Origin of the sequence: Sphingomonas sp. G-3-2-10, assembly GCF_012927115.1 — a bacterium.
In the GTDB taxonomy this organism is placed as follows: domain Bacteria; phylum Pseudomonadota; class Alphaproteobacteria; order Sphingomonadales; family Sphingomonadaceae; genus Sphingomonas.
Genome location: NZ_JABBFY010000001.1, coordinates 1268353 through 1291061, shown reverse-complemented (window position 1 = coordinate 1291061; position 22709 = coordinate 1268353). Strand labels below are relative to the sequence as shown.

Genomic DNA, 22709 nt, shown 5'->3' with positions numbered 1-22709 from the left:
TGATGGAAAGCCGGAAATCCGCGACGACGATGCTGGCATTCGCCTGCGTCACGACATTGTTCTTCGCATGGGGCTTCATCACCGCGCTGGTCGATCCGCTGGTGGCGGCGGTGAAGGGCATCTTCACACTGACCGACGTTCAGGCGCAGTTGGCGGCATTCGCGTTCTTCATTGCCTATGGCCTCTGTTCCTTCCCGGCCGCAGCGCTCCTCGCGCGGCTGAAGTCGATCCCGACGATCCTGTTCGCGCTCTTCACGATGATCGCGGGGTGCCTCGTGATGCTGGCGGCGGCGAACCTCGCGGTCTTCTATCTCGTGCTGATCGGCCTGTTCATTCTGGCCAGCGGGATCACGATCCTGCAGGTTGCGGCGAATCCGCTAGCGGCGGCGCTGGGCGATCCGCGTTACAGCCACTTCCGGCTGACGCTGAGCCAGACCTTCAACTCGGTCGGTACCTTCCTCGCTCCGCTGGTCGGCGCGCATCTGTTCCTGCGCGGGGTCGAAGTGAAGGAAGGTACTGTCGTGACCGAAGCCGTGCGTGCGCAGGCGCTGGGCGGGATCGATGCGGCCTATCTTTGGATCAGCGGGCTGATCGCGCTGCTGGCGCTGTTCTTCTGGGTCACGCGCCGCGTCGTGACCGAAGCCGCGCCGCCCGCCTCCGCCGAAGCGCGGGGCAGCCTGACCGCGCTGATCGCCGACGCCTTCTCGTCGCGCTGGGCATTGCTCGGCGGGCTGGCGATCTTCCTCTATGTCGGCGCCGAGGTGGCCATCGGCACCCAGATGGCACTGTTCCTCAATTCCGATGCGATCTGGGGCAAGTCCGACGCGTTGTTCGCGCTGCCCTATATCGAGCATGTCGTGGCTCAGGACGGCGTGGTGGGCCTTTCGCTGGAGCAGGCGGGCAAGGCGACTGCGCTCTATTGGGGCGGGGCGATGGTGGGCCGTGCGATCGGATCGCTGCTGCTCGGTTTCGTCCGCGCGTCGGCGCTGCTGGCGGTGTTCACGGCGATTGCAGCTGCGATGTGCTTCTATGTCTTCGCGGTCGGGGGCGTGGATGCGGGCTATGTCGCGCTGGCGATCGGGCTGTTCAACTCGATCATGTTCCCGGTGATCTTCACCCTGACGCTCGAACGCTCCACTGCGAGCGAGGAAGCCACCTCCGGCCTGCTGTGCACCGCGATCGTCGGCGGAGCGCTTTTGCCGCTGCTGGTGGGCAAGGTGTCGGATGCGCAGGGCTATGCCTTCGCGCTGATCGTGCCGGCGGCATGCTATGCGGTGCTGTGCCTGTTCGCCATTGCGGCGGGCAGGGCGCCGGTCACGCGGAGCGAGGGCGATCCGGCGCCGGCTTCGGTCCACTGAGGGGCCGAAGCCGGCGCGCGGCGAAATGGTGCGCGTGCAAGATACAGGGGACGTGACGTCCGCGCCCAGCGCCATGCCCAGGCCATAGAACGGCAGGACCTTGCGAAACTTGCACAGGCTCGTGCTAGTCCATGCGCGAGCGAACCGACGGAGCGACCATGAGCCTCAACCGCCGCACTCTCATTGCCGCTTCCGCCGGTGTCGGCCTGGTCCCGCTCGCGGCGTTGGCCCAGAATGCGCCGCGCGAGGAGACGTGGGAGGAACGCTGGAAACGCGGGCTGCTCGAGGATTTCGCGGGCCTGCGCCGCTATGCCGCCCAAAACCGCGACCTGAAGGCTAGCGGGCGCAAGGTCGACATCGTGTTCATGGGCGATTCGATCACCGAGGGATGGCGGGAGAAGCGGCCGGCCTTCTTCACCTCGGGCCGCGTCTGCCGCGGGATCAGCGGCCAGACCACGCCGCAGATGGTGCTGCGGATGATGGCCGATGTCGTCGCGCACAAGCCTCGCTTCGTCCATATCATGGCCGGGACCAACGACATTGCAGGCAATACCGGCCCGATGACGATCGAGCAGAGCCTGGACAATATTCGGGTAATGGCGACGATCGCGAAGGCCAATGGCATCCAGGTGCTGCTCGCTTCGGTACCCCCGGCGGACAAGTTCCCGTGGCGGCCCGGCCTCCAGACCACGCCGCTGATCCGGGCGATCAATCGCGGGGCGCAGGCCTGTGCGAAGGAAGCGAAGCTGATTTGGGTGGATTACACGCCGGCCCTCGCGGATGCCGAAGGCGCAATGAAGCCGGGCATGGCCTATGACGGCGTTCACCCCGATGTTCAGGGCTATGCCGCAATGGAAAGCGTGCTGGCCCCGCTGCTGAAGGCGCGCAAGGCGTGAGGCTGCTGACGTATCTGCTCGCGTTGATGCTTGCCGCGCCCGCCGCCGCGCAGGTGCATGAGGTGGCGTCGCCGGACGGGACCAACCGGATCGCGATCGGCCTGAACGCCAATGGCACGCCGCTCTATCGCGTGACCCGGCGCGGCGCACAGATCATCACCAATTCGCCGATCGTGCTCGATCTCGATGTGGACAGCCTCGGATACGGCATGGCGATTACCGGCACCGAGCAGGCCAGCGCCGATGCGAGCTATCCGATCGTCGCGGGCAAGGCAGCGCAGGGGCGCGACCATTACAACCAGCTCACCGTCCGTTTTCAGGAGAAGGGCGGGGCGAAGCGCAGGATGGACGTGGTGCTGCGCGCCTATGACGATGGCGTCGCCTTCCGCACCGTGATCCCGCTTCAGGCCGCGACCGCCGCGGCGATCATCCGCTACGAGAAGACCGGCTTCTACTTTCCCGAGGCGTATAAATGCTGGGGGTTCAATGTCGGCAAGTTCGGGTCGAGCCATGAGGGCGAGTTCGATCCGGTCGATACCGCGCGGATGCGCGATCATAACCTCTTCAGCCTGCCGTTCCTGTGCGAGACCGGCAAGGCCGCGTTCGCGCTGGCCGAGGCCGATCTGCTCGACTTTGCCGGCATGTACCTGACCGGGCGCGGCGATGGCGGGCTGGGGCTGCAGCTCAAGCTCTCGCCGTCGCTGTCCGACTATCGCATCGCGGTGCGCACCCGTGTCGGCAGCCCGATCGTCACGCCGTGGCGCGTGGTGATGCTGGCGGACAAGGCGGGCCAGCTGACCGAATCCACCCTCATCACCAATCTCTCCACGCCCAGCCGCATCGAGGATACGAGCTGGATCAAGCCGGGCCTGACCAGCTGGGACTGGTGGAGCGGGCCGGTGATCGCCCGCCTGCCCGGCAAGCGGACCAGCACCGAAGTCTCCAAGGCGCTGATCGATTTCGCCGCCGAGAATGGCTGGCCCTACGCAATGATCGACGAGGGCTGGTATGCCGGTGCGGGCGGCGGCGGCGTGCGGCGGCCGGGCGTCGACCTGACCCGCTGGAGCGACCCGATCAATATCGAGGAAGTCGCCGCCTACGCGAAGTCGAAGAATGTCCGCCTGTGGCTATGGGCGCATTGGGAAGCGATCGACGACCAGATGGAGGAAGCGCTGACGCTCTACGAGCGGTTGGGCATCGCCGGGATCAAGGTCGATTTCATGGACCGAGACGACCAGTGGATGGTCAACTGGTATTCCAAGCTGCTGGCGGCGGCGGCGCGGCACCGGATCATGGTCGATCTCCACGGCGCCTATCCGCCGCGCGGGCTGGCGCGGACCTATCCCAACTTCATGACGCAGGAAGGCGTGATGGGGGCGGAGTACAACAAATGGTCGAAGCGGGTGACCGCACGGCACAATGTGATGCTCGCTTATTCCCGCGGGCTGATCGGCCCGATGGATTATACGCCGGGCGGCTTCCGCAACGTCTCACCCGACCAGTTCCGCATCCGTGGCGACCTGCCGTTCGTCCAGACGACACGCGCGCACGGGTTGGGGCTGTATGTCGTGTTCGATAGTCCGCTGGGTGCGGTTGCCGACAGCCCGGACACCTATGCCGAAAGCCCCGCCGGACTGGAGTTTTTGCGCGACGTGCCCGCAAGCTGGGACGAGACGCGTTTCCTTGCCGGCGAGACGGGCGCGTTCATCGTGATGGCCCGGCGCAAGGGCAAGACCTGGTATCTCGGCGCGCTGAATGCCGAGGCGGGCCGGACGGCGCGCGTGCCGCTGAGCTTCCTCGGATCGAAGCGGCACGAGATGACACTGTGGACCGACGGCGATGCGCCGAACGCGGTGACCAAAAGTGAGCGGGCGATGTCAGGCGAGGACGTGCTGGAGCTGAAGCTGGCGCCGAACGGCGGTGCTGTGGCGATCTTCCGGACGCGCTAGGGAGGCGGTTACCGTTCGTCCCCGTGCGATGTCGCGTCGGTCACATTCTGGTCGTGGCCGCTCTTGTCGCTGAAGAAGGCCGCCGCGAACAGGCCGCAGCCGAGAAGGACCGAGAAGAACACGCCGCCTATGGTGGCGAGCACCATCGAGAGGCGCAATTCGGTATAGAGCGAGAGATACCAAAGCGCGCCGATCACCATCAGGATGCCGGCGACGCCGATCCACACCAGCATCCGCTTGAACTCGGCCGTCGCGGCCGCACGATCCTTCATGAGTCGAACTCCTTGATGCGGGGCATGTGGGCTTCTTCCGGGCTATCGGCAAGCCGCGGTTGCGCTTATTCGGTGCACGCATGAGTGCAGTTTCCGACAGCCATTTCACGCGGATTGGAGCGAAGGGCGACGCGGTGCCGGTCACGCGCGCGCTGGCGGCGGAAGTGCCGGTCGCGATCGAGGTGAACGGCATCGGCTATGCGGTGATGATGGCCACGCCGGCCGACCTCGAGGACTTCGCATATGGCTTCATCGCAAGCGAGCGGCTGGGCGAGGTGATCGAGGCCGAGACGCACGATACCGGCCGGGGCGTCATCCTGCGCGTCACGCTGGCGAGCAGCGACGCGGTGATCGAGCGGGTGCGGCACCGGACCAGCGATTCCTCGTGCGGGCTGTGCGGGATCGAGAATCTGGAGGCCGCGATCCGGCCCCTGCCGCGCTTGCCGGAAACAAGCTTGGCGGAGGCGGAAGCGATTTTCCGCGCGCTGGCCAGCCTGCGCGATCACCAGCCGCTCAACGCCCGGACCGGCGCGCATCATGCCGCCGCGCTGTGCGCCGCCGACGGGACGATCCGCCTGGCCCGCGAGGATGTCGGGCGGCACAATGGGTTCGACAAGCTGATCGGGGCGATGGCGCGGGGCGGGATGGTGTGGGAGGGCGGGTTTGCGCTGCTTTCGTCCCGCTGCTCGTACGAACTGGTCGAGAAAGCGGTGCTGGCGGGCTGTCCGCTGCTCGTTACCATCTCCGCGCCGACCGCGCTGGCGGTCGAGCGCGCGGCGGAGGCCGGGCTGGCGCTCGCGGTGCTGGCGCGCGACGACGCGCTGCTCTGGATGACGCCATGAAGCTGCTCGGCGCGGTGCTGGCGGGCGGGGAGTCGCGCCGGTTCGGATCGGACAAGGCGCTGGCGCTGCTCAACGGCACGCCGCTGATCGACCATGCCATCGCCGCGCTGGCCGCGCAGACCGACGCGGTGATCGTCTGCGGCCGCGAAGGCGGCGACTGGGCGCCCGACCGGCCCGGCCCGGGGCTGGGGCCGCTCGGCGGGATCAATGCCGCGATCCATCAGGCGGCGGCGCGCGGCTATGACGCGGTGCTGACCTGCGGCTGCGATGTGCCGGTGTTGCCCGCCGATCTGGCGCCGCGATTGCGGGCAGCGGGTCCCGCCGCGTTTCTGGCTGGCATGCCCGTGATCGGCCTGTGGCCCGCCGCGCTGGCCGGTGCGCTCGACGCCCATCTGAACGTCACCACGGACCGTTCGGTGCGCTGCTGGGCGCGCCTGGCGGGAGCGGTCGCGGTGACGCTGGACACCGCCCCGCCCAATGTGAATACACCACAAGACTTGGCGCGATTATTGGACTAGCGTCCGCCGCCACGCGGCTGGCCGGCCAGTTCGGAGGCCAGTATTCGGGGAATGCTGATGTTCGACGCCTTCTGGAACGGAAGTTATCATCCGCATGGCTATTGCCTGTTCTGGGACCCGAGGCTGTTGTGGACGCATGTCATCGCAGATGCGGTGATCGCGCTTGCCTATTTTTCGATTCCGGTTGCGCTCGTCATCCTTGTCCGCCGTCGCCGCGACCTTGAATTCGGCTGGATATTCTGGTGCTTCGCCACGTTCATCATGGCGTGCGGCCTGACCCATGTGATCTCGATCTGGACGATGTGGCAAAGCGTCTATGGCATCGAGGCGTTCGTGAAGGTCGTCACCGCGCTGGCGTCGATCGCCACCGCCGTCGTGCTGTGGCCGCTATTGCCCAAGGCGGCGGCGTTGCCCTCGCCGGGCAAGCTGCAGGCGGCGAACGAGGAACTGGCGGCGATGATCGCCGAACGCGACGCCGTGCTGGAGGAACTGCGCGGCCAGATCGCCCAGCGCGAGAAAGCCGAAGCCGCATTGATGCAATCGCAGAAGTTGGAAGCGGTCGGGCAGCTTACCGGCGGCATCGCGCATGATTTCAACAATCTGCTTCAGGCCGTTACCGGCAATCTCGAGCTGTTGTCGCGCAAGCCCGACGATCCCGACAAGGTGGTGCGCTGGACCGCCGCCGCGCTCGATGCGGTGGAGCGTGGCCGCTCGCTGACCGGGCAGTTGCTGGCCTTTTCGCGCCGCCAGCGGCTCCACCTCACATCGGTGCGCATCGCCGACCTGATCGAAGGGTCGCACGACCTGATCGAGCGCGCGGTCGCGCCGCTCTCGCGCGTCGAATTCGCCCCGGTCGATCCGACGCTCAATGTCGAGGCCGATCCGCTCCAATTGGAGCTGGCGATCCTCAACCTCGCCTTCAATGCGCGGGACGCCATGCCCGAGGGCGGCGTGCTGTCGATTACCGCCGAGAAGCGCAGCGGCACGGTCGCGCCCGATCTGCCCGCGGGCGATTATGTCGCGCTGACCGTCGCCGATACCGGGCTGGGCATGTCGCCCGAAGTCGCGGCGCGCGCGGTCGAGCCCTTCTACACCACCAAGGATGTCGGCGAAGGCACCGGCATGGGCCTGAGCATGGCGTTCGGCGTGCTGCGCCAGTCGGGCGGATCGCTGCTGATCGAAAGCGCGGAAGGCGAGGGCACGCGGATCACGCTGCTGCTGAGGCTTTCCGCCAACGAGCCGGCGCGGGTGATCGGCGAAGTGGCGTCGGCCAGCAGCCGGATCGACTTGCACGGCCGCCTGATCGCGCTGGTCGATGACGACGATCAGGTACGGGTGACCTTGGCGGATACGCTGACGCTGGCTGGGGCGACCGTGGCGCAGGGGGCGAACGGCAACGAAGCGATCGATCTGGTGCGGGATACGAGTCCCGAATTGCTGATCGTCGATTTCGCCATGCCCGGCATGAGCGGCGCGGAAGTGATCCGCCGGGTGCGCGAGACCAACCCCGCGCTGCCGGTGCTGCTCGTCACCGGCTTCGCGGATTCTGCCACGCTCGACGCGGTGATGGGGCCGGAAGTCGTGGTGCTGCGCAAGCCGTTCGAGGCCCGCGAATTGCTCCGCCGGGTCTCGGAACTGCTCAGGAATTAGGGTTCAGGCCGGCTTGTCGACCTGAAGGTGGCAATAGAGCCACGCGCCGTTGACCGTGGCCGTCACGCCGACGAAGCGCAACTGATCGCGCGAGCCCGGATCGGTCCAGCGGATCGAGATCATCTGGAGCCGGTCGAGATTCTTGTCTTCGCGGGTGCCCGCGCCGTTCCGTCCGAGCTGCGCGGCCATGTAATCGGGGCAGCGCGCGACCGCGGGGACAAGCTGGATGAAAGCCAGTTGGCGCTTGTCGGGCGAGAAATAGAAATTGCCCTGCACGTCGAACGCGCCGTCCTTCATCGGCGCGGTCGCCAGCTGGTGATGGCCGAACACGTCCTTGCCATCGCCGTTGCGCACAACTGCTGCGGCATTGGGGACGGCGGCGACGACCTGTTCCGGAGTCATGCCCCAGCGGCTCGGTCCCCAGTCCGCCAGCGCGGGCGCGGCGGTGAGCAGCAGAAGCGCTGCCGCGGCGATGGTCGACTTTCGCATTCCCTTGCCTCCCCTTGTCATGTCCTGCTCAGCGCTTCTGGACGATCAGCTTGCAGATGCCGAAGCGCTCGCCGATGTGCATATCGATATAGGTCAGGCGATCGGGACGGGCATTGGCCCATTCGATCGTGGTGGTTTCGTAGTTGGTGCCATCACGGCTGCGGGTCTCGTCCGTCCGTTCGCCGGCGCCGTGGCGCTGGGTCAGCGAGTCGCGGAAGGCTGCGCAGCTGGTGCGATCATTGACGGTCAGGTTGACCAGATCGAGCGTCCGCCCGTCGGGCACGAAATAATAGCGCGCGGTGACGGCATGGCTGCCGACGGTGCCGGGCGCCTCCACCAGCGCATGGCGGCCACGCAAATTCTGCTCGTCATTCTGAGGCATGGGCTGCGCGCTGGGGACGGCCGCGATGACCTGTTCGGGCGACATGCCCCATTTGGTCGGTGCCCAGTCGGCCAGCGCGGGCGTGAACGGCAGAACTGCAATCGCAGCGGCGGCAAGCATCCAACGGCGCATCATCTTCCCCCTAAAATCATGCTCAAGGCAGGCTGGATCGTAGTTCGTCGATCCACGGCTTTGCTACCCCGTCCGAAGGCGCACGCCAGTCTCCGCGCGGGCTAAGCGCGCCGCCGGCGGATACTTTGGGACCGTTGGGGATGGCCGATCGCTTGAATTGGCTCGTCTGGAAGAAGCGCCAGAGGAAGGTTTCGAGCCATTTGGCGATGGTCGCCAGATCATATTGGTTGCGCGCATCGTCGGGGAAGCCGAGCGGCCACGCCCCCGCGTCGCGATCCTGCCATGCCTGCCACGCCAGAAAGGCGATCTTGGACGGGCGCAGGCCGTGGCGGATCGTGTAGTGCAGGAAGAAATCGTGCAGCTCGTAGGGACCGATCCGGTCCTGCGTGCTCTGCATATTGCCCTCGGCATCGGCGGGGACGAGTTCGGGCGAGATTTCGGTTGCAAGGATGCGGTTGATCACCGCCGCGGCGTCGCCGCTGAACTCGCCGGTCTGCACCGTCCAGCGGATCAGATACTGGATTAGCGTCTTGGGCACGCCGCTGTTGACGGCGTAGTGGCTCATATGGTCGCCCACGCCATAGGTGCACCAGCCGAGCGCCAGTTCGCTCAGGTCCCCGGTGCCGACGACGAAGCCGTCGCGCTGGTTCGCGAGGCGGAACAGATAATCGGTGCGCAGGCCGGCCTGAACATTCTCGAAGGTGATGTCATAGACCGGCTCGCCGCTGGCATAGGGGTGGCCCATGTCTGCGAGCATCCGGTTCGCGGCGGGTCGGATATCGATTTCCTCGCCGGTCACGCCCAGCGCCTTCATCAGCGTCCAGGCATTGCCCTTGGTCTCCCCGCCCGTGGCGAAGCCGGGCATGGTGAAGCCGAGGATTTCGGAGCGCGGACGGCCGAGCCGGTCCATCGCCTTTGCCGCGACGATCAGGGCATGGGTGGAATCGAGGCCGCCGGAGATGCCGATCACCAGCCGCTTCGCGCCGGTCGCGGCGATCCGCTTGCGCAGGCCCTCGACCTGGATGTTGAAGGCTTCGTAGCAATCCTCGGCGAGTTTCGACGGGTCGTTCGGAACGAAGGGGAAGCGTCGCAGCCTGCGGCGGAAGCCGATATCCTCGAATGCCGGCTGATGATCGAATGCGATGCGGCGGAAGCGCGTTTCGGGATGGCCCGCGGCGGCGGCGGCGTCGTTGAACGTGCCGGTGCGCATCCGCTCGAGCCGCAGGCGTTCGAGGTCGAGATCGGCATAGACGATCTCGGTGGTCAGTTCGAACCGTTCCGACGTGGCGAGCAGTTCGCCCAGTTCGTAGATCTCGCCCTGGCCGTCCCATGCCAGATCGGTCGTGCTCTCGCCCGGGCCCGATGCGGAATAGAGATAGGCCGACGCGGTGCGCACCGAATGCGACGCGCTAAGCAGCGCCCGCTCGCGCGCCTTGCCCACGACGATGTTGGAGGCGGAGAGGTTGCACAGCACCAGCGCCCCGGCGAGCGCACCTGCAGTGGAGGGCGGGGTGGGCGCCCAGTAATCCTCGCAAATCTCGATATGGAAGACGAAGTCCGCCAGATCGCTCGCCGCGAAGATCAGGTCGGTGCCGAACGGCACGGACTGGCCCGCCACGTCGATGCTCAGCCCGTTCAGCCCGATACCCGAGGCGAACCAGCGCTTCTCATAATATTCGCGGTAATTGGGCAGGAAGCTCTTGGGCACCACGCCGAGGATGCGGCCGCGCGCGATGGCCAGCGCGCAGTTATAGACCCGGCCGTTGCGTCGCAGCGCGGCGCCGACCAGCAGGACGGGCTTGAGCGTCGCGCTGGCCGCGACGATCGCCGCGATGCCCGCTTCGGTGGCGTCGAGCAGCGCGTCTTGCAGGTGCAGATCGTCGATCGCGTAGCTGGTCACGTTGAGTTCGGGGAACACCAGCAGATCGGCATTCTCGGCGTCGCCCGCCTGCGCCAGCGCGATCGTCGCTTCGGCATTGGCGGCGGGATCGCCGGCGGTCGCGATCGGCGTGCAGACGCCCGCGCGGATCATGCCCTGACGGTGGAGCGAGAAGAAGGGGTGCGTCTTTGCCATTACAACGCCTCTTCCAGCATCTGCAGGCCTACGCGCAAGCATTCGATTCGCACCGGACCTCTGCCGATGTCTCCGAAATGCGCTTCGCGGTGCGCGGTTTCGCGGCCCGTGCGGGCGCAGGCGAAATGCACCAGTCCCGGTTCGTCGTCCGGCCCGCCGGGCCCGGCAAAGCCGGTGATCGACAGAGCGACATCGCCGTGGCTGGCGCGCAGCGCGCCTTCGGCCATCGCGATGGCAACCTCGCGGCTTACCGCGCCGCAATGTGCCACCGTATCGCGGGCGATGCCGAGCAATTCGCACTTGGCGTCCTCGGAATAGGTTACGAACCCGCGTTCGAACGCGCTGCTGACGCCTTCCACATCGGTGAGGAGCGACGCGAGCAGCCCGCCGGTGCAGCTTTCCGCCGTGACGATGGCAAGGCCGCGATCGCACGCCTTTTGCAGCAACGCGCGCGCGGCATCGTCGACCTCGGGCGGCAGGGCGGGCGAGAGCGTTTCGGTCACGACATGATCCTAATCGCTGCGGTGGCATTGCGCCAACTCCGCCGCTGCCGTCACGTTCCCGGGATGGACCGGCGCGAGCGGGCAGGTTAGGCGGCGGGGATGATCGCGTGGGTGCGCCGTGAATTTGCCGAGCATCCGGTGCGGTCGATGGCCGCGCTGGTGGCGCTCTACACGCTTGCCGTGGTCAACCTGAAGCTGTTCGCGCCGGGCGGGCCGTGGTGGCGCGGCTGGGGCGACCAGAAACATTATCTCGAATCCGCGCGCGCCTTCATGGCGTTCGACCTCGATCCCGCGCGGCACTGGTACCCCTTGCCCTATGCGCTGAGCGGCGCGCCTTTCGCGTGGATGCCGGCGCCGTTCGTGCCGATCAACATCGCCTGTTTCGCGCTGGCGTTTGCCGGGTTCCGCCGGGTGTGCCTGCGGCTCGGCGTGGGCAATGGCGCCGCGATCCTGCTGTTCCTCGCGACGACGCTGCTCGACTGGCGGATCGGCAAGCTGTGGATCGAGCCGTGGAGCACGACGCTCTCCGCCGCGCTGGTCTGGCTGGCGCTGGCCGAGGCGGGCGACTGGATGGCGGGGGAGGGGCGACGGCCCTGGCTGCTCGGCGCGCTGCTGATGCTGGCGGCGATGGTGCGTCCGGCGGATGTCGCGATCGGCGCGGTGGTCGCGCCGTTCGCGCTGTGGCGGCCGGTGGTGCGCGAGCGGCGGATCCGCGTGCTGCTGAAGGCTGCGGGCGGGGCGCTGGGCGTGCTGGCCGCCTATGCTTTGCTCTATCTGGCGATCTATGGCTGGCGCTGGTCGGACTATGTGATGCTGTCGCGCGCCTATGGGTTCAGTTTCGGCGACCTAGGCTGGAGCGCGTTCGTGCTGCTGGTCCAGCCCGGGCCGTGGTTTCCGGGCGAACATGGCATCCTTCGCGACATGCCCTGGCTGATCTTCGCCTTGGCGGGGCTGATCGCCGGCGCCTTCGCGCTGCGCGGCACGCCCCGCGCGCTGCTGCTGTGCCTCGGGATGGCGGGGCTGGCCTATTGCACCTTGCTGTTCGCCTATGTCGATCTGGTGCCGACGGGGCTGTGGCGGTTCAACAATATCCATTATTTCAAATGGCTGTTCCCGATGGCCGGGCTGATGACGTGGCTGTTCCTCCGGCAGTTCGACCGGCGGAGCGCGGTGGTTCTGGCGGCTTTGCTGCTGCTGAGCGGCCTGCGGTACGAAGCGGTGCCCGCCGCGCCGGGCGAACCGGCCAAGGCGCTGGCGTTCGAAGCGCCCGATGCGCCGTGGCTCGACATCTACTGGGCCCGATCGGTGATCGCGGATCTCAAGGGCGTCCAGCGCAGCCCGCTCGACTATCACCAGCTGGCGGTGGCCGATGGGCGAGTGATGGCGGTGGCGTTCAAGCGCGACTTCGCGGGGGACGAGCGCTGGCATGGCGTAACGCCGCCGGGGATCGACTTTCCGAAAAGCGCGGGACGGCTGGACGTGACGCTGCCCGGCGCATGGCCGCGCACACCGGTGGCGCGCTATGCGACCCGGCTCACCTATGGCTATCCGTGCTGGTTGCCGCCCTTCCCGTGCGGGAAGTGACGCCTCACGCCTTGGCGGAGTAGATCATCCGGCCCTGGCCGAGCCGCTCGAACACGCGCGCCAGATCCTGCTCGCCCACCGCGAAGCATCCCTGGCTGCGGCCGAGCTTGCCCCATTTCGTGATCATCTCCGGGTTCGCATACCAGGAGCTGTGGATCACGATCGCGCGATCGAGCGCGTTGTTGTTGGTCGGATCGAGCCCTTCCAGCCGCTGCGACATGCCGTGCTTGCCGACATAATAGTCGCTGGTCACGAACGCGCCTTCGCAGGTCGCTTCCGAACCGACGGCGTTCGAGAAATTCTGGAGCACCCCAGTATGCTGGGGATCCGAGCCGATGCCGTGCGACACGAGCAGCGTTTCGACCCGGCCGCTGCCGAGATTGATGATGTGGAAGCGCGGCCGATAGGAAGGGATCGCGAAATCGGCGATCGCGATCCGGTCGTGCATCGGGATGCGCATCGAATGGCGATTGAGCGAAGAAACCGCCTTGCGGAACAGTTCGGGGCGGATGCCCTGTGGCGCGATGTTGCGCGCGGCGGTGGCGGGCACGGTCTTGGCCGGAGCCGCGGCCGGCGGCGCGACCGGGATCGGCAGCGGACGGGCCGCAACGGCCGTCGTCTTGGAAGAGCAGGCGGTTACGGCCGCGCCGCCCGCCATGATCAGCGCCGACTTGATGATCGCGCGCCGCGTCTGTGCCGATTCCAGTGAATCCATAGCTTCAGTCATTGCCCAAAAATCATTCCCCGTGAGCAATCATATAACAGAATCTTCCCCTGCCAATTGCTGAACAACTGTCCCATACTGGGCAATTCGCCCCACTCTTTGCCCGGTTCATCGCCGCAACTGTAGTTTTCCTGAGGCCGAACAACGGGTTGGCCCCGAAACGAATTCGCGGGCTCCGGATGATTCGCCCAAGGCACCAAAATGGGTTAATCGCGTTAACCAATGTGAACGCCGGAGCGATTCCCGGCGGATGCAGGGAGTTCGCCGATGGCGCCTTGGCGCGTGCTAGCCGTATCGATTGCCGGGATCATGGGGCTGGGGGCAGTACCCGCCGCTGCGCAGGTGATTCAGCCGAACCAGATCGAACTCATCTCGCTCAAGCCGGGCCAATATATGTGGTTCGAAACGATGACACCGGCCGGCGGCTATCAGGGCCCGGTCTCGATCGTCGTGTCGATCCCCGCCCAGGTGCTCTACGTCTATCGCGGCGGGGCGCTGATCGGCGTCAGCACGGTATCGACGGGCAAGGCTGGCAAGGAAACGCCGACGGGCGAGTTCACCATCCTGCAGAAGAAGACCTTCCACCGCTCGAACCTCTACAGCAACGCGCCGATGCCGTTCATGCAGCGGCTGACCTGGGACGGGATCGCACTCCATGCCGGGCATCTGCCGGGCTATCCGGCGTCGCACGGCTGCATCCGGCTGCCCAAGGAGTTCGCGAAACAGCTCTATTCGCTGACGGAGATGGGCGGCACCGTTTCGGTGATCGACGAAACGGTCGACGATCCGCGCAGCAATCCCTGGGCGCCGCCGACGCTGTACGCCAATCCGGGCGACTTTGCCGGCGAACGGTACAATATCGTCACCGCCAGCGTTCAGCGTCCGCCGTCGCTGGCGCCCGTAAAGGGCGATGGCGCGCGTCCGACCTCGTCGTCATGGGTCACCGGCCCGGCGGCCGAAGTCGTCCAGCCGCTGCCGCGCGGAACGCGCTAACCCAGCGTTCCGCGGAACGCCGTCATTTTCGCGATGGCGGCGTCGATCACCGCATCTTCCTTGGCGAAACACAGGCGGACGACATTGGTCACCGGGTTCTCGGCGTAGAAGACCGAGACGGGGATGCTCGCGACGCCTGCCTCGATCAGCTTCTCGCTGAATTCGCGGTCGCCCATCGCGATGCCCGAGGCGTCTAGGTCGATCGTCAGGAAATAGGTCGCTTCGCTGGGCAGCGTGACATAGCCCGCCGCCTGCAATCCCGCCGCCAGCCGGTCGCGGCTGCGCTGGAAGCGGTGGCGGGTTTCCTGCACCCATGCATCCTGCGTCTCCAGCCCCTCGGCCACGGCCCATTGCAGGTTGGGCGGGGTGGAGAAGGTGAGGAACTGGTGCGCCTTGGCCAGCACCCGCGCGAGTTCGGGCGCGGCGCACATCCAGCCGACCTTCCAGCCGGTCAGCGCGAAGATCTTGCCCGCCGATCCGATCTTTACCGTCCGGTCGCGCATCCCGGGAAAGCCGATCAGCGGCAGATGGCGCGCGCCGTCATAGGTGACATGTTCCCACACCTCGTCGCAGATCGCGATCAGATCGTGCGCGACGCAGAATTCGGCGATGCGGGCGAGGGTCGCGGCACCGACCATGCTGGCGGCCGGATTGATCGGGTTGCAGATCAGCAGGAAGCGCGTCCGGGGCGTGACGAGGGCTTCCAGCGCTTCGCGATTCACGTCCCAGTGCGGCGGCTCGAGACGGGCATAAAGCGGGACTCCGCCGGCACGCTCGATCAGCGGCGCATAGGCGTCGTAGAGCGGCTGGAGGCAGATCACTTCGTCGCCCGGCTCGATCAGCGCGAGGAAGCTGACCGCCAGCGCTTCGGTCGCGCCCGAAGTGACGATCACTTCCTCGGGCGTGAGGTTGAGGCCCTGATGGCGAGCATAGTGATCGGCGACGGCGCGGCGCAGCTCGGTCAGGCCGGGCATCGGCGGATACTGGTTCGATCTTTCCAGCAGCGCCTTCGCGGCGGCCTCCAGCACGGGTTCGCATCCGCGCCCGTCGGGAAAGCCCTGGCCGAGATTGATCGCGCCGGTCTCGCGCGATCGCGCCGACATGGCTTCGAAGATGGTCGTGCCCATTTGCGCGTAGATCGGGTTCATGCATCTGTCCTATGCCGGATTTGCAACGGCGCAACCGGATCGTTAGCCGCCCGTTCAGCTATGAAGCGTAAGAAGAGACCATCATGAGCAAGAAGCCCGTTACCGAACCCGTTGAATCCGAGCAGACCGAGGCTTCGCAGGAAGGGGAGACACTGACGATGGTCAAGCAGCTGGCGGAAGCGAAGAAGCGCTGGTCGCCTTCGCGCACGCAGGTCGGCGTTGGCGCCGCGATCGGTTCCGCCGCGGTGGTCGCGGCTTTGCTCTACTGGCGCGGCAACCGGAAATAACCGTCAGCCGAAGATCGTCTCCAGCGTCTCGGGGGCGACATTCTCCTTCGCGTTGCGCAGCTCGACATAGATGCTGGCGACCATCACCACGTTCAACATGCTGGTGAGTGCAGAATAGGCGCCGTCGATCAGCGCCGCGATCATCGGTGACGTGCCGATCCCCGCGGTGACCCCGGCGATCAGTCCTACGGGAATGCCGAGCAGCCATATCGCGACCCACATCGCCAGCATGACGAGGAAGATGCGGAACCGCACACCGCGAGTGAGGGCCCAGCTGCGGCGGAAGCCGTCGATCACCCCGATCCGTTCCTGCACGAAGGCCGGCACCGCCACCGACCAGCTGATCATCATGAACAGGAAGGGAAGCATCAGGATCGGGATCGGCAGCAGCAGCAGCCACGGTCTCGCGTCGATCGCGGCGGGCATCATCTGCTGCCCGGCAAGATAGCCCATCGCCAAACCATAGGGCAGGACGGTGACCAGCAAGAGCGCGGTCAGCGTGATCCCGGCAATGAGGAAGATCGCGACCAGCTGGGGGATCAGCGACAGGCCGGTCGCGAGGCACTGGCCGAAATCCGGCTCGCCATCGGACAGCTGCACCACCGCCGCCCGGGTGAGCGACGCCTGCAAGATCGCGCTCGTCACCAAGCTGACCACGAAGATGATCAGCACGGGAAGCCACACGATGGGATTCGTCAGCGTTTCCCAGAGCATGACCTGATCGAACCAGTTCACCGGATTTTCGAACTGCCACCAGCGAAGCGCGAATCCCGGGATGCCCGACAGCACCAGCGCGAGCCCCGCATAGAGCGGCAGGTTACCGGAAATCAGCTCGAAGCTGCGCGAAACCACGCTCGAAATCTCGAAATTGCGCGCGCTTTCCCGATCGTCGGTCACGATTGTCCCCCAAAAATGCCCCGGGGCAAAAGTGGACAAGAGCGGGAATTCTGTCCAGCCCGAGCCGCTTTTCAGTCGCGCTTCGCTGCATTACTGATCGGGCAGGGGGTATTGCGTGACGGATTCGGCCTCGGCAGCGAACAAGATCGCGGAGGCGCATGAGCGTCTGCGCGCGGATCGCGATATCCAGTTCGATCTGCCGGTCGCGCCGCCGCCCAAGGTGCGCCAGGCCGATTGGTCATGGTTCGACTGGATCGGCACCCCGTCCCAATCCCTTCTGTGGGTCGCCGTCGCCGTTGTGGTCGGTCTGCTGCTGTGGCTCGTGATCCGTGCGATCCTTGCCCGGCAAGGGCAGGGCAACGCCTATAACCCCCGCGAATCCGGCATCGACGAGTGGCGGCCCGAAGCGAAGGCGGCGCGCGCGTTGCTGGCCGAGGCCGACGCGATGGCTGCGTCGGGCCGGTACGAGGAAGCCGCGCGGCTGCTGTTGCACCGCAGCCTGGAGGATATCCAGAAGCGCAAGCCGCAACTGCTTCGCCCCGCGCTCACCAGCCGCGAGATCGGCGCCATCGCGGCGCTTCCGGATTCGGTGCGGAGGACCTTCGCGACGATGGCCGGCGCGGTCGAGCGCAGCCTGTTCGGTGGCCGTTCGCTGAGCCGCGAGGCGTGGGAAGAGGCGCGCGGGGCCTATGACGCCTTCGCGCTGCAGGGAAGCTGGACATGAGCGCCGACACCCGCAGCGCGCCGTTCAGTGCCCGGATGATCCTGATCCTGGTCACGATCGCGGTCGTCGCGACGGCGGCCTTCCTGTTCCTGTCCGCCTATGAGCGCGACCTGACGCCGGTGCGCGATCCCGGGGCGCACGCATTCTCCAAGTCCGCCGTGGGCTTTTCGGGTGCGGTCGAACTGGTGCGGCTGACCGGAGGCGAGTCATTCGCCGCGCGGCGCGAAAGCGAACTCGCCACGCGCGGCCTTGTCGTCGTCACGCCGATCGCCTTCACCCAGCCCGAGCAGCTGCGGCTGTTCCTCGAGCGGCGCGAGGAGCGGGCGACGCTGATCGTGCTGCCCAAGCGGATCACCCGCGAACTGCGCGAGCATCGCGGCTGGGTGCGCCAAGTCGCGGTGGCGCCGCCCGAAATCTCGATGAACATGCTCAAGGGCACAGCCGAAGCGACGCTGTACGGCACCGGCAAGCTGCGGTCGCTGCGCGGACCGAAACTGAAGACGCTGATCGAGGGAGAGGGCGGCGGCGCGCTGCTCGCCCAGATCGGCGACACGCCGCATTACCTGCTGGCCGATCCCGATGCGCTCAACAATATGGGGCTCAAGACGATCGCGGGCGTGACGCGGGCGAAGGCGATCCTCGACCGGGTCAACCGCGAAGCCGAACTGCCGATCGTGTTCGACACGACGCTGGCGGGGTTCGCCAACAATCCCAGCCTGCTGCGCCTCGCGTTCGAGCCGCCCTTCCTGCCGTTCAGCCTGTGCATCGCCTTTGCGACCCTTCTCGCCATCCTCCACGCCACGCGCCGTTTCGGCCCGGCTGCGCATGAGGAGCGCAAAGTCGCGTTCGGCAAGCGCGCGCTGGCGGAGAATGGCGCGGCATTGCTTCGTCTCGCGCGCCGCCGCCACCGCACCGGCGAACGCTATGCCGCGCTGACCCGCGATGCCGTGGCGAGCGCCACCGGCGCGCCGCCGGGGCTGAGCGGCGAGGCGCTCGACCGCTATCTCGACAAGCTCGACCGGACCGGCGAGCTCTTTACCGCCATCGCCGCCCGCGCGGCCGATGCCCCCGATACGCGCAGGCTGATGTCGGCCGTGCGCGACCTGTACAGCTGGAGAAAGACGGTGACGCGTGACCATTGAGGAAGTGAAGGCGCTGGGTCAGTCCATCCGCGCGGAGATCGGCAAGGCCGTGGTCGGCCAGGACGAAGCAGTCGATCTGCTGCTCGTCGCGCTGTTCGCCTCGGGCCATATCCTGCTGGAAGGCCCGCCGGGAACCGCCAAGACCTTCCTCGCGCAATGCTTCGCGCGGGCGGCGGGGCTCGATTATGGCCGCATCCAGTTCACCCCGGACCTGCTGCCGGGCGACATTCTGGGGTCGAACCTGTTCAACTTCCAGACCTCGACCTTCACGCTGACGCGCGGGCCGATCTTCACCGAGCTGCTGCTGGCCGACGAGATCAACCGCACCCCGCCCAAGACCCAGGCGGCGCTGCTCGAGGCGATGCAGGAGCGGGTGGTCACGATCGACGGCGTCGATCACAAGCTGAGTGACCGCTTCATGGTCGTCGCGACGCAGAACCCGATCGAGAATCAGGGCGTCTATCCGCTGCCCGAAGCGCAGCTCGACCGGTTCCTGTTCAAATATGAGTTCGGCTATCCGACCGCCGAGCAGGAACGCCGGATCGTCGCCGAGCATGGCAACCGCTTCGGGATGCCCAAGCCCGACGAATGGGGCGTGACTCGCGTCGCCGATGCCGCCGCGATCCGCGCCGCCGCCGATACGGTGGGCAAGAACCGGCTGGCCGACGAAGTGATCGACTATGTCGTCCGCCTCGTCCGCGCGACGCGCAGCACCGGCGACCTGCAGACCGGCGCTTCGCCGCGCGCGGCATCGACGCTCGCCGCCGCCGCCCGCGCGCGCGCCGCGCTCGACGGGCGCGACTTCGTGCTGCCCGACGATGTGAAGGCGCTGGCGCCGGCGGCGCTGCGCCACCGCGTGATCCTGTCCCCCGCCGCCGAGATCGACGGACGGCAGGTCGACCAGATCATCGCCGGCCTGATCGAACAGACCGAGGCGCCGCGCTGATGATACCCACGCGCAGGGGCGTGTTGCTGATGGCTGCCGGCGCCCCTCTGGGGTTGCTGGTCGCGCTGTTCGCCCCTGCCTATTGGTTCGCCGGCATGGTCTGGATCCCGGGCGTACTCGCGCTGATCCTGCTCGACTGGCTGTTGTCGGGCCGCGCACCGCGCACCGAAGTGACGTGCCCCGGCGCGGTCGAAATCGGCGCCCCGCTGATCGCGGACATTGCCATCGAGCCGCGCCGCGCGATGCCGCTGGGGCTGGAGATCGCGCTCGGCGCCGGGCCGAAGCTGCGTCCGATGGCCGATGACCGGGTCGCGGTCCGCCCGGACGAGCGGAGGGTTTCGATCGGCTTCGTCGCAGTCCGGCGCGGCACCGAGGCGATCGAGCGGCTCTGGGTGCGCTGGACCGGCCCGATGGGGCTGAGCTGGCGCCAGCGCGACAAGGCGATCGGCCGCCAGATCGCCATCACGCCCGATATCCGCCCGGTGCGCGAAGGCGCATCGGTGCTGCTCCGCGATGCGCAGATCGGCGAGATGGCGCGGATCGACCGGGGCGAGGGCAGCGAGTTCGAGGCGCTGACCGAATGGCGCAGCGGCATGGACCGGCGCTCGATCAACTGGGCCGCCAGCGCCCGCCACATGCAACTGCTCGCTCGCGAATACCGGATCGAGCGCAACAACAATGTGGTGTTCGCGATCGATTCCGGGCGCGTGATGTGCGAGCCGATCGACGGCCTGCCGCGCGTTGACCGGGTGACGTCGGCGGCGCTGCTCGCCGCCTATGCCGCGCTCAAGCTGGGCGATCGCGTCGCGCTGTTCGGCTATGATTCGCGGCCGCGCATCTCGTCCGGACTGGTCGCCAATGTCCGCGCCTTCCCGCTGGTCCAGCGCCTTGCCTCGGAGCTGGACTACAGCACGGCGGAGACCAATCACACGCTGGCGCTGGCCACACTGGCCGGCGAGCTGACTCGGCGGTCGCTGGTGGTCATCTTCACCGAATTCACCGATCAGACCGGATCCGAGCTGATGCTGCGCGCGGCGGCCAACCTGCTCGACCGGCACCTCGTGCTGTTCGTGGTGCTGCGCGACGACGAGCTGGAGAATCTGGCTGCGGCCGAACCGTCCGGCGTCGACGACGTCTCGCGCGCGGTCACCGCGGCGGCGCTGCTGCGCGAACGGCGGCTGGTGATCTCGCGCCTGCGCCATATCGGCGTCCATGTGATCGAAGCACCGTACCGGGAGGTGGGCCCGGCGCTGGTCCGCCAGTATCTCGAATTCAAGCGGAGGAACCTGCTGTGACCGCGCTCGCCCCCGCAAGCGGCCTCGCCGTCAGCAGCGTTCGTTTCCGCGAAGCGCGCCAATATGACTGGCTGCGGCTCGAGGAACTGCTGGATCAGGTCGAGCGCGGCAAGGCATCGTCGCTGTCGGACGAGGATCTGTTCGAGATGCCGGTGTTGTACCGCGCGACGCTGTCGTCGCTGTCGGTCGCGCGCGAAACCTCGCTCGACGCCGATCTGGTTGCCTATCTCGAATCGCTTTCGACCCGCGCCTATTTCATCCTCTATGGCGTTCACGCGCCGCTGACGTCGCGGCTGGCCCGTTTCTTCGCACATGACTGGCCGCTGGCGGTCCGGACCCTGTGGCGCGAGACCCTGGTGTCCCTCGGCATGATCCTGATCGGGGCGATCGCCGCCTATCTGGTGGTGCGCGGGGACCCGAGCTGGTTCTATTCGATCGTTCCGGGAAATTTCCTCGATGGCCGGGATCCATCGGCCAGCGTGGAGGAGCTTCGCGCCACGCTCTACGATACGCATGACGGGCTTGCGGGCTTCGCGACCGAATTGTTCGTCCATAATTCGAGCGTCGCCATCTTCGCCTTCGCGCTGGGCTTCGCCTTCGGCGTGCCGACCACATTGCTGATGCTCTACAATGGCTGCATCCTCGGCGCCTTCTATGCCGTCTATGTGCCCAAGGGGCTGGGCTGGAATTTCACCGGCTGGCTGTCGATCCACGGCACGACCGAGCTGTTCGCGATCGGCCTTGCCGGCGCGGCGGGGCTGCGGATCGGCATGGCGAGCGCCTTTCCGGGCCGGCTGACGCGGATGAAGTCGACCATAGCCTCGGGCCGCACCTCGGGCTTCGCGATGCTCGGCGTGGTGGTGATGCTGCTGTGTGCGGGCCTGCTCGAAGGTATTGGCCGCCAGACGATCCGCGACGATATCGTGCGCGGCCTGATCGCCACGGCCATGCTGAGCTTCTGGATCTTCTATTTCTACCTCATGCCGCTGCGCCGCGGGGACGAAGCCGATGGCTGAGAAGCGGCGGGGGCTGAACCGCGAATTCGTCACCTCCGAGGGGATCGACCTTCGCCTGACGCTGGGGAGCGCGGGCGACCGGGCCGGGGCGGTCATGATCGATTTTGCGATCATCATCGTCAGCTACATCGTGCTCGGCATCGTCGCGGGGCTGGTGCTGCGCGGCGACGAGTCGGGCAATCAGGCGATGAAGGTGATCCTGCTGCTCGTGCAGTTCTTCCTGAGCATGGGCTATTTCACCGCGTTCGAACTGGGGATGCGCGCGGCGACGCCGGGCAAGCGGGCAATGGGCCTGCGCGTGGTGGCGCGCGACGGCGGCCGGCTGACCGGCGAAGCGGTGGTGGCGCGCAATGCGATCCGCCAGCTCGAAGTCTGGTTCCCGCTGGCCTATCTGTTCATGGCCGTCGCCGACAGCGGATCGGGCGAGACTTGGACCCGGCTGGTCGCGCTGGTGTGGCTGCTGATCTTCACCTTCTTCCCGCTGTTCAACCGCGACCGCCTGCGGGTGGGCGATCTGATCGCCGGCACCTGGGTCGTCCGCACCCCGCGACGCCGGCTGAGCGCCAGCGTGGCCACGGCGACGCTGGCCCCGCGCTTCGTGTTCACCGAGGCTCAGCTCGACGCTTATGGCGAATATGAGCTGCAAAAGCTGGAGGAAGTGCTGCGCCTTGAGGACGATCTGTCGCTGATCGTGGTCGCCCGCGCGATCCAGAAGCGGATCGGCTGGACCGGCGGCGGCGACGATCTGGAGTTCCTGCGCGCTTATTATCAGGCATTGTGCCAGCGGCTCGAGCGCAACATGCTGTTCGGCAAGCGGCGGGCCGACAAATACCAGAAGGCCTGAGGCTTCGAACAAAGGGCTTGGCCCCTTTACTTACATATGTGTAA

23 protein-coding genes are annotated in these 22709 nt (G+C 66.9%); 15 read left to right on the top strand and 8 right to left on the bottom strand.

Annotated features, from left to right (window positions below; translation table 11 throughout):
- Positions 1–2 precede the first annotated feature (2 nt).
- The 3 genes from HHL13_RS06510 (at position 3) to HHL13_RS06500 (ending at position 4203) form a co-directional block, all read left to right on the top strand.
- Positions 3–1358 (top strand): MFS transporter, encoded by a 1356-nt coding sequence (locus tag HHL13_RS06510; RefSeq protein WP_169554900.1) that lies wholly within the window; start codon positions 3–5, stop codon positions 1356–1358.
- Positions 1359–1516: 158 nt separating this feature from the next.
- The gene (locus HHL13_RS06505; protein WP_169554899.1) at positions 1517–2254 is read left to right on the top strand and encodes a GDSL-type esterase/lipase family protein; all 738 of its coding nucleotides are present in this window, start codon (positions 1517–1519) and stop codon (positions 2252–2254) included.
- Entirely contained in the window at positions 2251–4203 is a 1953-nt protein-coding gene (locus HHL13_RS06500) for a glycoside hydrolase family 97 protein (RefSeq protein ID WP_346775488.1), read from the top strand. The genes HHL13_RS06505 and HHL13_RS06500 overlap by 4 nt, the downstream gene beginning before the upstream one ends.
- A gap of 8 nt (positions 4204–4211) precedes the next feature.
- Here the strand turns inward: HHL13_RS06500 and HHL13_RS06495 are convergent, their stop codons facing one another.
- Positions 4212–4475 (bottom strand): hypothetical protein, encoded by a 264-nt coding sequence (locus HHL13_RS06495; protein ID WP_240953642.1) that lies wholly within the window; start codon positions 4473–4475, stop codon positions 4212–4214.
- 80 nt (positions 4476–4555) lie between these two features.
- Between HHL13_RS06495 and fdhD the strand changes: the two genes are divergently transcribed.
- From fdhD to HHL13_RS06480, 3 genes are read left to right on the top strand one after another with little or no spacing between them, the layout of a single operon-like run.
- The gene (gene fdhD / locus HHL13_RS06490) at positions 4556–5317 is read left to right on the top strand and encodes a formate dehydrogenase accessory sulfurtransferase FdhD (protein ID WP_169554898.1); all 762 of its coding nucleotides are present in this window, start codon (positions 4556–4558) and stop codon (positions 5315–5317) included.
- Positions 5314–5835 carry a molybdenum cofactor guanylyltransferase gene (locus HHL13_RS06485; RefSeq protein ID WP_169554897.1) on the top strand — a complete coding sequence of 174 codons (522 nt, stop codon included), beginning with the start codon at positions 5314–5316 and terminating at the stop codon, positions 5833–5835. The genes fdhD and HHL13_RS06485 overlap by 4 nt, the downstream gene beginning before the upstream one ends.
- Positions 5836–5892: 57 nt before the next feature.
- On the top strand, positions 5893–7485 hold the full coding sequence (locus tag HHL13_RS06480; RefSeq protein ID WP_169554896.1) for a response regulator: 1593 nt from the start codon (positions 5893–5895) through the stop codon (positions 7483–7485).
- A 3-nt stretch (positions 7486–7488) separates the two neighbouring features.
- Here the strand turns inward: HHL13_RS06480 and HHL13_RS06475 are convergent, their stop codons facing one another.
- From HHL13_RS06475 to HHL13_RS06460, 4 genes are read right to left on the bottom strand one after another with little or no spacing between them, the layout of a single operon-like run.
- The gene (locus tag HHL13_RS06475) at positions 7489–7974 is read right to left on the bottom strand and encodes a hypothetical protein (protein ID WP_169554895.1); all 486 of its coding nucleotides are present in this window, start codon (positions 7972–7974) and stop codon (positions 7489–7491) included.
- 28 nt (positions 7975–8002) lie between these two features.
- Positions 8003–8491, bottom strand: a complete 489-nt coding sequence (locus HHL13_RS06470) for a hypothetical protein (RefSeq protein WP_169554894.1) — start codon at positions 8489–8491, stop codon at positions 8003–8005.
- Between the two features lie 19 nt (positions 8492–8510).
- Positions 8511–10562 (bottom strand): NAD(+) synthase, encoded by a 2052-nt coding sequence (locus tag HHL13_RS06465; protein WP_169554893.1) that lies wholly within the window; start codon positions 10560–10562, stop codon positions 8511–8513.
- Positions 10562–11065, bottom strand: coding sequence for a CinA family protein (locus tag HHL13_RS06460; protein WP_169554892.1), 504 nt, complete (start codon positions 11063–11065; stop codon positions 10562–10564). Before HHL13_RS06460 ends, HHL13_RS06465 begins: the two co-directional genes overlap by 1 nt.
- A 99-nt stretch (positions 11066–11164) precedes the next feature.
- Here HHL13_RS06460 and HHL13_RS06455 point away from each other — a divergent pair, with 99 nt between their 5' ends.
- On the top strand, positions 11165–12649 hold the full coding sequence (locus HHL13_RS06455; protein WP_169554891.1) for a hypothetical protein: 1485 nt from the start codon (positions 11165–11167) through the stop codon (positions 12647–12649).
- Between the two features lie 4 nt (positions 12650–12653).
- On the opposite strand, the gene HHL13_RS06450 is transcribed toward HHL13_RS06455, so the two are convergent.
- On the bottom strand, positions 12654–13364 hold the full coding sequence (locus tag HHL13_RS06450) for a murein L,D-transpeptidase catalytic domain family protein (protein WP_169554890.1): 711 nt from the start codon (positions 13362–13364) through the stop codon (positions 12654–12656).
- Between the two features lie 276 nt (positions 13365–13640).
- On the opposite strand from HHL13_RS06450, the gene HHL13_RS06445 reads away from it, so the two are divergent.
- Complete coding sequence (locus HHL13_RS06445; RefSeq protein ID WP_346775487.1) at positions 13641–14366, top strand: L,D-transpeptidase family protein; 726 nt, start codon at positions 13641–13643, stop codon at positions 14364–14366.
- On the opposite strand, the gene HHL13_RS06440 is transcribed toward HHL13_RS06445, so the two are convergent.
- Entirely contained in the window at positions 14363–15514 is a 1152-nt protein-coding gene (locus HHL13_RS06440; RefSeq protein WP_169554889.1) for an aminotransferase, read from the bottom strand. The genes HHL13_RS06445 and HHL13_RS06440 overlap by 4 nt on opposite strands.
- A gap of 83 nt (positions 15515–15597) precedes the next feature.
- Between HHL13_RS06440 and HHL13_RS06435 the strand changes: the two genes are divergently transcribed.
- Positions 15598–15801: a hypothetical protein gene (locus HHL13_RS06435; protein WP_169554888.1), complete on the top strand. Its 204-nt coding sequence runs from the start codon at positions 15598–15600 to the stop codon at positions 15799–15801.
- A gap of 3 nt (positions 15802–15804) precedes the next feature.
- Here the strand turns inward: HHL13_RS06435 and HHL13_RS06430 are convergent, their stop codons facing one another.
- Positions 15805–16698, bottom strand: a complete 894-nt coding sequence (locus HHL13_RS06430) for a hypothetical protein (RefSeq protein ID WP_169554887.1) — start codon at positions 16696–16698, stop codon at positions 15805–15807.
- Positions 16699–16813: 115 nt separating this feature from the next.
- Between HHL13_RS06430 and HHL13_RS06425 the strand changes: the two genes are divergently transcribed.
- The 6 genes from HHL13_RS06425 to HHL13_RS06400 are packed head-to-tail and all read left to right on the top strand — an operon-like array spanning position 16814 to position 22665.
- Complete coding sequence (locus HHL13_RS06425; protein ID WP_169554886.1) at positions 16814–17422, top strand: hypothetical protein; 609 nt, start codon at positions 16814–16816, stop codon at positions 17420–17422.
- Positions 17419–18564: a hypothetical protein gene (locus HHL13_RS06420; protein WP_169554885.1), complete on the top strand. Its 1146-nt coding sequence runs from the start codon at positions 17419–17421 to the stop codon at positions 18562–18564. The genes HHL13_RS06425 and HHL13_RS06420 overlap by 4 nt, the downstream gene beginning before the upstream one ends.
- A complete protein-coding gene (locus HHL13_RS06415) occupies positions 18554–19510 on the top strand; it encodes a MoxR family ATPase (RefSeq protein WP_169554884.1) in 957 nt (318 codons plus the stop codon). The genes HHL13_RS06420 and HHL13_RS06415 overlap by 11 nt, the downstream gene beginning before the upstream one ends.
- Positions 19510–20805: a DUF58 domain-containing protein gene (locus HHL13_RS06410; RefSeq protein WP_346775486.1), complete on the top strand. Its 1296-nt coding sequence runs from the start codon at positions 19510–19512 to the stop codon at positions 20803–20805. The genes HHL13_RS06415 and HHL13_RS06410 overlap by 1 nt, the downstream gene beginning before the upstream one ends.
- Entirely contained in the window at positions 20802–21821 is a 1020-nt protein-coding gene (locus HHL13_RS06405; protein WP_169554883.1) for a stage II sporulation protein M, read from the top strand. Before HHL13_RS06410 ends, HHL13_RS06405 begins: the two co-directional genes overlap by 4 nt.
- The gene (locus HHL13_RS06400; RefSeq protein WP_169554882.1) at positions 21814–22665 is read left to right on the top strand and encodes an RDD family protein; all 852 of its coding nucleotides are present in this window, start codon (positions 21814–21816) and stop codon (positions 22663–22665) included. The genes HHL13_RS06405 and HHL13_RS06400 overlap by 8 nt, the downstream gene beginning before the upstream one ends.
- Positions 22666–22709: the final 44 nt, after the last annotated feature.